Consider the following 13476-nt stretch of genomic DNA (forward strand, 5'->3'; position numbering starts at 1 on the left):
ATGGACAAAAATAATAATCGCTTTTTATTAATAATTATTCTTGGTTTACTTTCAGCCATAGGAGCATTTTCAATTGATACTTATTTATCGGGTTTCCCGATTATGGCTTCCGATTTACACGTTTCAGTCGATGATGTTTCTTATTCATTATCAAGCTTTTTCGTAGGTATTTCGATTGGACAAATGCTTTATGGCCCCTTGCTCGATCGTTTTGGTCGTAAAAAGCCTTTAATTGTAGGGCTGGTAATCTACGTTTTGGCTTCGATGGGTTGTGCAGTTTCCACCTCGCTCGAAATGTTGGTAGTTTTTCGTTTCTTACAAGCTTTGGGAGGATGCGTAGGTATGGTTACTCCGAGAGCTATCGTTCGTGATACTTTTCCTATTCAAGAAAGTGCTAAAATATTTTCTACGCTTATTCTAATTCTTGGGGTTTCGCCCATTATTGCTCCTTCAGTTGGCAGCTTGATGATAACAACTATGGGTTGGCATTCAGTTTTTTGGCTACAAGCTATTATTGGAGTTGTACTGTTTTTAGCCGTTTTATTTTTATTAGCAGAAAGTAAGAAGGCCGATGATTCTATTTCTTTAAAACCCGAGCATGTAACCAAAGTATTTTGGGGAATTGCTCGAAACCCACAATTTATTACGTTTTCGGTAGCAGGTTCGTTGGTTTCAGGGGCAATTTACGCCTATTTATCTGGTTCACCTTTTGTATTTATGGAGATATTTAAGGTAAGTGAACAACAGTATGGAATTATTTTTGGGGTTTTGGCTGGAGGATTAATTCTAAGTAGTCAAATCAATAATTTGGCATTAAGACGCTTTAGTTCTCAACAAATTATCAATGTTGCTTTGTCAATCCAAACTATTCTTGGCTTATTACTATTAACCTTGAGTGCTTTCAACCTACTGAATCTCTACGGTACACTCATTCTTATTTTCTTATTCTTATGCTGTCAAGGATTCAGCTTCCCTAATTCTTCCGCATTGGCTTTAATGCCTTTTTCAAAGGAAGCAGGGAGTGCTTCGGCATTAATGGGCTCTTTGCAAATGGCGATTGGTTCGTTATCGGCGGCTATGGTTGGATTTATTAGTAATGGAACAAGTTTGCCGATGTTGGGAGTAATGGCTGGATGTGCTTCACTAGGTTTAATCGTTTTTAAGATTGGGAATAATAATATTGTTGCTAAAAACAAATAAAGGCTTCATTGAAGCCTTTATTTGTTTTTTTTTATGAAGGAAATACAAACTATTTTTTCTTTTTATATGTACATGTCGAGTTATCAGATTTCACAAAGTAAGATTTATAATTTGTGGCTTTAGGGTCGGTGCAGCCACAAAGGTTTAATACCTCAACCTTTCTGAAATCAATCGGGTGGCTTTCACTCTGTAGTGAAATATAGCCTTCTTTCAATAATTTTACTTCCGACATTAATTTTTCATCATGCCCACTCACATTTCCACCTCCAATTTGTGGTTTGAGGTACTCTAATACTTTCTCTCCATTCACAAAGTGTCTCACCACTGAGTCGCCCAAAACTTCCACTTCTGCTCTTACCCACTGGTCTCCATCATAAGTTTTCGATGTCGAATTGATGCAATGACGAGTATCAAGTTTATTATTATATACAATATTTGTTCCGGGCGTACATACATTACAAGTTGTTCGAGTACCTTTACCTAAACCACCCAAAAACTGAACCTCGATTGAAATCGGAAAATCTTGGTCTTTTCCCATACTTTCGGGGCTTTGGCAGTGAAGCATCAATCCACTATTTCGAGTTGCCCAACCTGGTCCTTCGATGGCTTGATCGCCCACAAAACGATATTCGATTGCAATTTTATAGTACGAAAACTTGTCTTTATAGAAAATATGTCCAAAACGCTCGTTGAATGCAGGATAAGCACTGGCATCGTATCTTACTTTCATGAGTCCATCTTCTACCCTAAAAGTATTACCGTAGTTGTTGTTGAGTTCATAGTTTCTGATTTTGACTTTCCAGCCATCTAAGTTTTTACCATTGAAAAGTTGCTTCCATTCTTTTTTGTCAATTTCTTGTGCAAAGCTTAATAGCGGTAATAATAGAAAAACAAAGAGTTTTTTCATTGAAATATCATTTTAGTTGGATTGAAAAATAGGATTTTTATTCGTTGGAAAGATACGAAAGAAAAGTAAAATGTGGCAATAATATTTCAAAAAGGCGTAGCAAAGCCATCCAAGTAAAATTGGGTTTTAGTCAAGAAAAATACAATTTTACAGACTGTAAATAATAAATCACCCAATTTCTATTTCATCTCCTAATTTATTGAGGAAATGGAATTCAGTGATACCGATAGAAGAATCTTTGATAAGTTTTACCCATGTCTTATACTTCAAGAACCACTGCATTTGTTTAGAAATGATGCCTTCTCGGTAATAAGCATAGATAAATGGATGTAGCACAACACTGATACCTCTTTCGTTTTGTTTCGAGAGGATATAATCAAGGTTGTTTTCAATGACATCGGTTACTACAATACTTGCCTGAATCGAGCCCGTGCCACCGCAAGTAGGGCAGGTTTCACGAGTAACGATATTCATCTCTGGACGAACACGTTGGCGAGTAATTTGTAATAAACCAAATTTAGAAATCGGAAGAATAGTATATTTTGAGCGGTCGCCCTTCATTTCTTCCTTAATAGCATCTTGAATGATACGGCGATTTTCGCTTTTCTTCATATCAATGAAGTCAACCACGATAATTCCACCCATATCACGCATGCGTAATTGTCTGGCAAGCTCCTTAGCGGCTTCTAAATTGACAGCCAAGGCAGTAGATTCTTGGTCTTCCTCCTGAGTTGATTTATTGCCACTATTTACATCAACTACGTGTAATGCTTCGGTATGCTCAATAATTAAATATCCACCACTTGGTAAGCTCACTGAACGACCAAACAATGATTTGATTTGTTTTTCGATGCCGAATTGTTCGAAAAGTTTGTTTTTGCCCGTATGAAGCTTTAAGATTTTTTCTTTATCTGGAGCAATCGTATGCAAGAAACTTTTAATTCCATCAAAGCTTTCCTTTGAATCAACGTAGATGTTATCAAAATCATCATTGAGCATATCACGCAAGATAGAAGACGCTCTATCCATCTCGCTAATGATGCGGTCACGAGGTTTAGCATCACGAAGAGCCTTCATTCCCGCTTCCCATTTTTCTACACAAAACTCAATATCTCTGCTTAGTTCTTCCATGTCTTTGCCTTCAGCAACAGTTCTAACAATTACCGCAAAATTTTCAGGCTTCACCGATGACACCATTTTGTGTAATCGCTGACGCTCTTGTTTATTAGTAATTTTTTTAGAAATATTAACCGAATTGCCGAAAGGAACGAGTACCACATTACGGCCTGCAATTGAAATATCACAGGATAGACGCGGGCCTTTGGTAGAAATAGGCTCTTTTACAACCTGTACGAGTACGGGAGTATTTTTCGTAATTACATCATTGATTTTGCCAAACTTCTCGATTTCTGGTTCCATCTTGAAGTTTTTTAGACGCAAATTTATTGGTCTTTTAGCAATGACATCCTTTACAAATTTATTGAGAGAATTGTACGAAATGATTTCATTGTAGTGAAGAAAACCATCCTTATCATAGCCTACGTCAACAAAAGCAGCGTTGTTTCCTTGCACTACTTTTTTGACTACCCCCAAATAGATGTCTCCGACGGCAAACTGATGTTCCGTCTCATCAAAGTGATATTCGATTAGCCTTTTATCTTGTACTAGGGCTATTCTATCACCTTTCTGTGTGGTACTGATATATAATTCGTTACTCAAAGTATGAGATAGAATCAAGAGGTTAGACGAATGATTAAAGTTTTATGACTATGAAAAGGGAGGATTAATAGTTTGGCTGCTTGATTAGGTTCAAACTTGGAAACTATTAATCCTTAAGAAAAATTATTTTTTCTTGTGACGGTTTTTTCTAAGACGCTTCTTTCTTTTGTGCGTAGCCATTTTGTGGCCTTTTCTTTTTTTTCCGCAAGGCATAATAGTAATTGATTAAATCCTCCAGTTCCCTAAGAAAAAGAAGGCGGTAAAAAAATATTTATATTCATTTTCCTCTAAACTTAGAGGATTTTCACATTTTCTTTTCTCTAAAGTCCCCCTTTTGGACTTATGGGCATCTTTATCGAACCGCAAAGATAATAAATTATTTTATACTCTCCAAAGCCTTGTTCACTTCTTCTACCAAAGTAGGCTCTTTCACTTTTTTCTTTAAATCTTCAAAAATCGTGCGGGCTTGTGCCTTTTCACCTAATTCTATTAAACTATAGCCCAAACCCAACAAGGCATTGAGATTATTGGGATTGATACGAATGGCTTGTTTGAAGCGGTCAGCGGCTTTGGCATATTGACCCGATTGCATTGAGAGTACACCCAAATTCATAATGGCTGGCTCGAAATTGGGTTCTTCCGTAATTACCTCACGAAGCATCATGATGGCCTGCATAGGCGAGTCAGACTGCACGTAAGTCATGGCCAAATTAGTTTTAGCTTGTAGCTGACGTGGGTTTTTCTCTAAAACTTTTTGGTAGCAAGCACGTGTCTTTTCGGTGAAATTCTGTACATTTTCCTGACGAAGAGCAAGCGTAAATGCTTGATAATAAGTATCTCCAGCACGCATCCAATTTTCGGTTGTTGGATTGGCCAACGCAATTTTCTCTGCATAAACGGCGGCACTATCAAAGCGGTTTGCATTTACATAAAGCTCTGCAATTTGCTCATAGATAGCATTTTTATCGCTGGCCGATGAAAGTTTTTGTTGAAGTGCTGTTAATTGTTTTTGTTGTTCGGCCGAAAGTTTTGGAGCTTGAGATGCTTCTTCTTCATGGCCGTGGCCATCGTCTTCAGGTTTTGAAGCAGGCTTATTTTCTGCTACTTTATCTCGGTTGGCTTTGGCTTCGTCTTTCACGACTACCTTCGGGCGAGAATAAAGAAAGCCCGTCAGGGCTACCGCAACAACAATCAGAATAATGAAGGGTCGTTTCATGTTTTTGGAGGATTGTTATACCCTTAAATGACATCATGGATAGTCTGCATGACTATCCATGATATATCTTGAGGTAAGCATCAAGAGATTTTTAGCATTATTTTACCGATGCTTTTACTTGTTCAGTAAATTCTTTCGATGGTTTAAAACCAGGTACTGAATGAGCTGGAACCATTACGGTTGTTTTAGCCGAAATATTACGAGCTTTTTTTGCAGCTCTGTGTTTATTTACGAAGCTTCCGAAACCTCTCACATAAACTGCATCGCCTTTAGCTAATGTGTCTTTAACGATTTCAAAAAAAGATTCAATTGTTGTGGATACACTCGCTTTGTCCACGCCAGTTTTGTCGGCAATTGCAACGATAACTTCTGCTTTAGTCACGATTAAAACGTTTATTAAGATTATAAATTAACTTTCTATTTGTATCAAATAAATACTACAACTTTTACACCCCAATTTATGTTTACAAGCAATTCAATTTGATACATCCAAACTCTTTGGTTTGATTTTGGGTTTGCAAAGATAGCGGATTAAAAGAGATTCTGCCAAAAAGAATCAAATATTTTTTTTGTAATTACTTAATAGTTAGTGAGTTACATTAAATAGCCTACTTTTAATGCCATCATTGCCAATTATATATAGTATATTTTAATTCAAAACCATATAAAAATTTGGAAAGGAGCAGTTTCTCAGAAAAATTAATAGGTTGGTACAGCCAAAACAAGCGAAATCTACCGTGGAGAAATACCAAAAATCCGTATTTGATTTGGCTATCGGAGGTAATATTGCAACAAACACGAGTAGTTCAGGGTTTACCTTACTACGAAAAATTTGCAGAAAAATATCCGACAGTAGTTGATTTAGCTAATGCTGATGAACAAGAAGTACTAAGGCTTTGGCAAGGGCTTGGGTATTATTCGAGGGCAAGAAATATGCACACAACGGCTAAAATTATTGTTGCAAAATGTAATGGCGTTTTTCCGAATAATTACCATGATTTACTTAAACTAAAAGGTATTGGACCTTATACCGCAGCTGCTATTGCTTCGTTTGCTTTCGATGAGCGAGTGGCGGTGGTTGATGGAAATGTCTTTAGGGTCTTGGCAAGGGTTTTTGGTATAGAAACCGATATTGCGAGTCATGAAGCTAAAAAGATTTTTGGCGAATTAGCTAATGAGTTGATTTCGGTAAAAAATCCGAGTACGCATAATCAGGCAATTATGGAGTTTGGGGCTACGCATTGTACGCCTGCGAATCCTGACTGTATGTTTTGCATTTTTGCAGATAGCTGCGTGGCGAATGCTACTGGAAAGCAGCAGATTTTGCCTATAAAGTCGAAAAAAGTAAAAGTGAAAAATCGTTATTTCGATTATTTCATGATTGAACAAGACGGCAAAGTTTTGATGCGTCAGCGTTTAGGCGGGGATATTTGGGCGGGGCTTTATGATTTTTATTTGCTTGAAAATGAAGAAAGCTTAATTGATTTAGAGGATATTAAAGATACTTTCGTACAAAATATTTTAAAAAGTGGAATGATAAAGTCTTCCTCTGAACCTATGAAGCATATTCTTACTCACCAAAGAATTGAGGCGAGATTTTGGCATGTTGTAGCAAATATAAAAGAAACACTACCGCAGGGTTTTGAGTTTTACTCAATGGATGAAATAGAAAATTTACCTAAACCAATTTTGATTGACAACTATCTGAAAAACAGATAATTTCATCAGAAAATTAATTGGTTAATCGTTACCTTTTTTATAAATTTACGTAGATAAGGAGGATTATAAAAACAAGATTTATATTAAACATTTTCAAAAAATATATACCAATGGCTGGAGTAAATAAAGTGATTTTATTGGGTAATTTGGGCTCAGACCCCGAAGTTCGCACCCTTCCGAGTGGGGGTAAAGTAGTAACTTTTAGTATCGCTACTTCTGAAAGTTATAATAATAAAAACGGCGAACGTGTAGAACAAACTGAGTGGCACAGAATTGAACTATGGGATAACCTAGCAAATATTGCCGAACAATACTTGAAAAAAGGTGATACCGCCTATGTGGAAGGACGAATTAGAAGTGAAAAATGGACGGATAAAGATGGTATTGAGCGTACAACTGTAAAGATTAGAGGAAATGCCTTACAATTAGTAGGTGGACGCCGTGGTGATGCTGCTGCCGATTCAGGTGGACAATCATATAGTAGCGGTAGCAGCAGTTCTAATAACTATGCTCCTAAATCAGCTCCAGTACCAACACCTCCGCCAGTAGAAATGGCAGGTGGCGATGATGATTTGCCATTCTAAAGATTTCCCCCGCTTTTAAAGAAACACAAAAGCCTGAAAGCACTCCTTTTTATTGAGGAGTGCTTTTAATTTTTTCACGCAATTGCACAATTTCGTCTCTGTAGCGAGCAGCTTCCAAGAAATCGAGGTCTTTGGCGGCACGTTCCATTTTTCGTTGCGTTTCTTCAATCAGTTTTTCGAGTTGAGGTTTGCTCATATAGCCAACAATTGGGTCGGCTGCAATTTGTACCTCAGGCTCCATATAATACATTTTGGTTGTAGCTTTGCTATCGGCAATCGAGGTTTGTTCCATAATGGCTTCTTTCGATTTCAAAATAGTTTTCGGTACAATTCCGTGGTCGGCATTATATTCCATTTGAATGGCTCGGCGTCGATTGGTTTCGTCAATGGCTTTCTGCATTGAACCCGTAATGGTATCAGCATACATCAAAACCTTACCATTTTCATTACGAGCTGCACGACCAATGGTTTGAATCAAAGAACGAATATCACGTAAGAAACCTTCTTTATCAGCATCCATAATGGCTACAAGCGAAACCTCAGGTAAATCAAGGCCTTCACGCAAAAGGTTTACTCCAACCAAAACATCAAAAACGCCTAAACGAAGTTCACGCAAGATTTCTACACGGTCGAAAGTTTTTACTTCTGAGTGAATATATCGGCCTTTGATACCTACTTTATCGAGGTATTTACTTAATTCTTCGGCCATACGTTTGGTTAGCGTCGTGATAAGCACACGCTCTTTTCGTTGCACACGTAGGTGAATTTCCTCAAGTAAATCATCAATTTGATTAATACTCGGACGTACCTCGATTTCGGGGTCAAGAAGGCCAGTTGGACGAATGATTTGTTCAACAATTACGCCTTCACTTCTACGAATCTCATAGTCGGCTGGTGTGGCACTCACATAAATGGTTTGCCCCACCAAATCTTCAAATTCTTGAAATTTGAGTGGTCGATTATCCATCGCTGAAGGCAAACGGAAACCATATTCTACTAAAGATTCCTTGCGGGAGCGGTCGCCGCCCCACATGGCTCTAATTTGTGGCATTGATACGTGACTTTCATCGACAATCATTACGTAGTCTTCCGGAAAATAATCTAATAAACAGAATGGCCTTTGACCGGGGTTACGATTATCAAAATAGCGAGAGTAATTTTCAATACCTGAGCAATAACCCAATTCTCGCATCATTTCAAGGTCGAATTCTGTGCGTTCTTGAATACGTTGGGCTTCAAGTAAACGGCCATCAGATTCGAAATACTTTACTTGTTTTACCAATTCATCTTGAATTTGATGAATGGCATTATTCATGACATCTCTACCCGTTACAAATAAATTTGCTGGGAAAATAGCTACTTGTTTTTCTGAACTTAACTTCTTGCCATTTGAAGGGTCGATACGTTGAATTTCCTCTATTTCATCACCAAAGAAAATAAATCTAAACGCAAAGTCAGCGTAGCTTGGGTAAAGGTCAACAGTATCGCCTTTTACTCTAAAATTTCCACGCAAAAAATCACCTTCTGTACGAGAATACAAAATTTCAACTAAACGATAAAGAAATTGATTGCGACTAATGATTTGCCCTACACCTACTTGCATGATACTACGCTTCATTTCTATTGGATTTCCTGCACCATAAATACAAGAAACTGAGGCCACAACAACCACATCTCTTCGGCCCGACATCAATGAAGAAACTGCCGAGAGTCTTAGTTTATCAATTTCTTCATTAATTAAAAGGTCTTTTTCTATATATGTATTGGTGGTGGCAATATAAGCTTCTGGTTGGTAGTAATCATAATAAGAAATGAAGTATTCTACTGCATTATCAGGAAAAAAGCCTTTAAATTCGCCATAAAGCTGAGCTGCCAAGGTTTTGTTATGACTTAAAATAAGTACAGGTCGATCAAGTTGGGCAATAACATTGGCTACCGTAAAGGTTTTTCCTGAACCCGTAACGCCAAGAAGTACTTGTGAGCGTTCGCCACGTTTGATACCATCTACGAGCTTGGCAATTGCCTGCGGTTGGTCGCCCGTAGGTTTGTATTCAGATGTTAGCTTATATTGCATAATTTTGAGTAGGAGATGAGAATAGCTTATCTTTGGTTAAACACCATTTTCATAGATAGAGTTTCTTGTCTTTAAAGAAAAAAGTTAATTTCACCCCTTCATTTCAATGCCCCCTATTTCCATGAAAAAAATATTCCTCATTTTAAGCTTATACGCACAAATTACCTTCGCTCAAAAACTAAACATTGATGCCCAAACTACCTTTCAAACCATGCACAGTTTTGGTGCTTCTGATTGTTGGTCGATTCAAATGGTTGGCAAAAATTATCCTTTAGCCAAACGAGAAAAAATAGCCGATTTATTATTTAGTAAAGAATTAGATAAAAATGGAAATCCGAAGGGAATTGGTCTTTCGATGTGGCGATTTAATGTAGGGGCAGGAAGCACAGAACAAGGAATTGATAGTAAGATTACGAATGAGTGGCGAAGAGCCGAATGTTTTCTGGAAAACGGACAATACAACTGGAATAAACAACAAGGTCAACAATGGTTTTTGGAAGCAGCCAAACAAAGAGGCGTTGATTATACGCTGGGTTTTCTGAATTCTGCTCCTGTTTCGATGACTAAAAATGGGTTGGCAATTGGCAGTGGCAAATTAGGCGAATGGAATTTTGATAAAAGTAAAATAGATAATTTCACTGAGTTTTTGAACAAAGTTTCTGAGAAATTGAAGTTTGATTATATCAGTCCGTTTAATGAACCACAATGGGATTGGGGTCCTAAATCTAAATCGGGGTTTGGCTCGCAAGAAGGTACGCCTATCAACAATGATGATTTGGCTTGGGCAGTAAGAAAATTGAATTTAAAGCTAAATGAAAGTAAACTCAAAACTAAAATTGTTCTGACAGAAGGTGCACAGATAGATTATTTATATAAGTCAAATACCAATAGAAGTTCGTTTGGGCAAGATAATCAGATAGAAGATTTTTTCTTGGAAACAAGCAAAAACTACCTTGGAAATTTAAACTCGGTTGAAAAAATTATCTGTGGGCACAGTTATTTTACCACTTCGCCCACCAAAGAACTGATTAGTAAACGCCAAGAATTATCGGCTAAAATTCAGCAACAAAAAATCAATTATTGGCAATCGGAATATTGTGTTTTAGGCGATAATGCTGGTGAAATAGAAGGAGGAGGGCAAGATTTAAGCATGAAAACTGCACTTTATGTAGCCAAAGTTATTCATGCTGATTTGGTGTATGCCAATGCTTCGGCTTGGCATTGGTGGCTTTCAGTGAGTGCCAATGATTATAAAGATGGTTTGATTTACGTTTCAAACAATGGTGTGAAAGATGAAAACGATTCGAATAAGTTTGATGGCGAAGTTTATGAGTCGAAGTTGCTTTGGGCATTGGGTAATTTTTCAAGATTTATTAGACCTCAAATGCAGCGAATAAAAGTTGAAATAGAAAATAAAGATTTGATGGTTTCGGGCTTTAAGAATGACAAACAGATGATTATTGTAGTGGTTAATGCTTCTCAAAATCAACAAATTGAATTACCCAATTTACCTAAAAATCGAAAAATAGATGCTTATATTACTTCTAAAGATAAGAATTTAGCTCATAGCCAATTAAAAGATAAAACGATTGAAATACCCGCAGAATCGGTGGTTACTTTGGTGATGAACTTATGATTTTGAAAATTTAGTGCAAAAAAAAATTTAGCCACGAAACATGACTAAATTTTTAAGCATTTTATTCAACCTAATCTATTTTCCAAAAACCAATGTTTTCGTGCCGCCATTTCCACCACTTGATTTGGTGAATTTTAACGTTGTATCAGTTTGCTCGCTCAAAATCCAATCTTCGTTAATTTCTGCAAGCGTATTATCTGAAGTAGCAATAACAATATTAAATTTTTGTTTGCCGCTATCCACCACAGTCGCATAAGTACCATTGTATTTATTAGAACTACTCGTAACAATGATTTCACCCGTTGACTTAAATTCAAAGCTATAGGCAGCATAATTAGCTGTGCGGTCACGATTATTGTTATCGATATAAGATTTTACTTTCCAAGAGCCACTGATTGCCGAATTACTATTACTGCTATTTATATCATCAGTGCTACAAGCTGTTAAGAAGGTTATAAAAGAGAAAAGAATTAAAAAATTTTTCATAAAAAAACATTTAGCTATACATCAATATTTTCAATACGATGTTTATTTGACCAAGGTTGCGTAAATGTTTTGAAAATCTTTTTACAAATTGTTTTCCTTTAAAAATTGAGCAATTTTTTCCATCAATTCGGGCTTACTATAAGCTGGGTCAGAATGACCAGCGTTTGGAATAAACTCAATCTGAACTTTTAGGTTTTTAGCTTTATAAGCACTCAATAATTCAATAGATTGATTGATTGGTACTTGAATATCCTGCTCGCCATGAACTATAAAAAGTGGCGGGTCGTTGGCATCAACCTGATAGACAGGACTTGCCAATTTGGCTAATTCATTGGCTTGATCTAGTGGTTTTCCGAGTAAAATAGCTAAAGCGGGTAAACGTACATTCAAGCCATGAGGTGTGGATTGATTGAGAATTGTAAGAAAATTAGTAGGTCCGAAAAAGTCAATACAACCCTGAACAGCAGAGGATGTTTGAGTAAAATCTCCAAGGCTCCCTTCCAGAGCAGTGTTATTGTTGGTTGTGGCTACCAAAGCCGCTAAATGCCCACCCGATGAACTTCCCCAAACAATAATTTTATCAGCTTTGTAGTCAAATTTACTGGCATTAGCTCTTAAAAAACGAATGGCAGCTTTAATATCATTCACATTCGCAGGAAAAGGTTTTTCGGTGCTTGCATGAAAATCAATGCTTGCTAAGGCATATCCAAATGGCAAAAGCCCCAAAGGTGGATTTTCTTTATTGCCCGAATGCCACGCACCCCCGTGTATCCAAATAATTAACTTAGGTTCTTTGAAGGTTTTAGGCTTATAAATATCAAGTTGAAGTTTTTTCTCTCCATCTTGGGCATAGACAATATTTTTAGTGCTTTCAATATCGTTTTGGGCTTGTAATTGATTACCCCAAAAGGCTAATAGTGCTGTAAGTAGTAAAAGGTTTTTCATAGAAAATAAGGGGAGTTTTTGAATTTGTTGCCGTCGGCTAAAGCAGACGGTAATGAATCTCTTTGGGTAATTTTACTTCAACTTCACCTTCCCAACACCTTCGAAGGTCATTTTTACATCCTTAATACTTCCATCTTCGTTAAAGTACATTCGGTCGATGCACACTACTCGGTGGTCACGGTCAAGATTAGGAATCGGGCGACGGTGATAAACAATGTACCAGTCATCAGTATTCGGAATATTAATCACCGAATGATGCCCCGCACCCGTTGCCACTGCTTCGTCGGCCACCAAAATGGTAGATTTTTTCTCGAATGGCCCAAAAACATTGTCCGAAACCCCATAAGCAACTTTATAAGTGCCATTTGTCCAACCACCTTCCGACCACATCAAGTAGTATTTTCCTTTGCGGATAAACATCGTTGGACCTTCTACGTAGCCTTTGGGTGTGATTTCTTTAACCAAATCGCCATTTTCGTAGGGTACTAAATCCGTGAAATCTCTGTTAAGTTTGGCAATGTTGCAGCGTCCCCAACCGCCGTAGATGATATAATATTGTTTGTCTTTATCTTGAAAAACGTACTGGTCAATCGGTTGGGCTTTGTTATAAAACTCATTGATGAGCGGCTTGCCGAGATAATCTTTATAAGGCCCTTCGGGACGAGACGCCACACCAATACCAATGCCCCCGATTTTATCATCTTTGTCAGGATTATTCGGCCCGAAGCCTTTACGCTCCGAACTCTGAATATCATTGGCCGAGAAAAACAGAAAGTATTGCTTGCCTTTCTGCACGATTGATGGAGCCCATATTGCCTTATTTGCCCATTTTATGGCAGAAGTATCAATAATTCGTGGGTGTTTTGTCCAGTTCACCATGTCTTTTGAAGAAAAAGCATCCAAAAAAACTTGGTCTTTATATTTGGCCGAGAATGTCGGGAAAACCCAAAATTCTTTGTTCAGAATCACACCTTCGGGGTCGGCGTACCA

At 37.4% G+C, this 13476-nt stretch carries 12 protein-coding genes; 4 read left to right on the forward strand and 8 right to left on the reverse strand.

Annotation, left to right across the window (positions count from 1 at the left end):
- Positions 1-1200 (forward strand): multidrug effflux MFS transporter, encoded by a 1200-nt coding sequence (locus tag A6M55_RS00350; RefSeq protein ID WP_015029071.1) that lies wholly within the window; start codon positions 1-3, stop codon positions 1198-1200.
- Positions 1201-1249: 49 nt separating this feature from the next.
- Here the strand turns inward: A6M55_RS00350 and A6M55_RS00355 are convergent, their stop codons facing one another.
- The 4 genes from A6M55_RS00355 to A6M55_RS00370 all read right to left on the reverse strand — a co-directional run bounded on the left by A6M55_RS00355 (position 1250) and on the right by A6M55_RS00370 (position 5424).
- On the reverse strand, positions 1250-2107 hold the full coding sequence (locus A6M55_RS00355; RefSeq protein ID WP_064196093.1) for a DUF1080 domain-containing protein: 858 nt from the start codon (positions 2105-2107) through the stop codon (positions 1250-1252).
- Between the two features lie 168 nt (positions 2108-2275).
- Entirely contained in the window at positions 2276-3826 is a 1551-nt protein-coding gene (locus tag A6M55_RS00360) for an Rne/Rng family ribonuclease (protein ID WP_041694039.1), read from the reverse strand.
- 376 nt (positions 3827-4202) lie between these two features.
- The gene (locus tag A6M55_RS00365) at positions 4203-5042 is read right to left on the reverse strand and encodes a tetratricopeptide repeat protein (RefSeq protein WP_064196094.1); all 840 of its coding nucleotides are present in this window, start codon (positions 5040-5042) and stop codon (positions 4203-4205) included.
- 97 nt (positions 5043-5139) lie between these two features.
- The gene (locus A6M55_RS00370) at positions 5140-5424 is read right to left on the reverse strand and encodes an HU family DNA-binding protein (RefSeq protein ID WP_015029075.1); all 285 of its coding nucleotides are present in this window, start codon (positions 5422-5424) and stop codon (positions 5140-5142) included.
- A 290-nt stretch (positions 5425-5714) separates the two neighbouring features.
- Between A6M55_RS00370 and mutY the strand changes: the two genes are divergently transcribed.
- Positions 5715-6761, forward strand: coding sequence for an A/G-specific adenine glycosylase (mutY, locus tag A6M55_RS00375; protein WP_064196095.1), 1047 nt, complete (start codon positions 5715-5717; stop codon positions 6759-6761).
- A gap of 110 nt (positions 6762-6871) precedes the next feature.
- The gene (gene ssb / locus A6M55_RS00380) at positions 6872-7345 is read left to right on the forward strand and encodes a single-stranded DNA-binding protein (protein ID WP_015029077.1); all 474 of its coding nucleotides are present in this window, start codon (positions 6872-6874) and stop codon (positions 7343-7345) included.
- 49 nt (positions 7346-7394) lie between these two features.
- Here the strand turns inward: ssb and uvrB are convergent, their stop codons facing one another.
- Complete coding sequence (uvrB, locus tag A6M55_RS00385) at positions 7395-9419, reverse strand: excinuclease ABC subunit UvrB (protein ID WP_015029078.1); 2025 nt, start codon at positions 9417-9419, stop codon at positions 7395-7397.
- Between the two features lie 121 nt (positions 9420-9540).
- Between uvrB and A6M55_RS00390 the strand changes: the two genes are divergently transcribed.
- Complete coding sequence (locus tag A6M55_RS00390; protein ID WP_064196096.1) at positions 9541-11055, forward strand: glycoside hydrolase; 1515 nt, start codon at positions 9541-9543, stop codon at positions 11053-11055.
- 75 nt (positions 11056-11130) lie between these two features.
- Here A6M55_RS00390 and A6M55_RS00395 read toward each other — a convergent pair whose 3' ends face one another.
- The 3 genes from A6M55_RS00395 to A6M55_RS00405 all read right to left on the reverse strand — a co-directional run.
- Positions 11131-11541, reverse strand: a complete 411-nt coding sequence (locus tag A6M55_RS00395) for a hypothetical protein (RefSeq protein WP_064196097.1) — start codon at positions 11539-11541, stop codon at positions 11131-11133.
- Positions 11542-11622: 81 nt separating this feature from the next.
- Positions 11623-12486, reverse strand: a complete 864-nt coding sequence (locus A6M55_RS00400) for an alpha/beta hydrolase (protein ID WP_064196098.1) — start codon at positions 12484-12486, stop codon at positions 11623-11625.
- Positions 12487-12558: 72 nt separating this feature from the next.
- Positions 12559-13476, reverse strand: a 918-nt coding sequence (locus A6M55_RS00405; RefSeq protein ID WP_064196099.1) for a glycoside hydrolase family 43 protein, incomplete at its 5' end; no start/stop codon positions are given.

It is taken from the genome of Emticicia sp. MM (genome assembly GCF_001649495.1).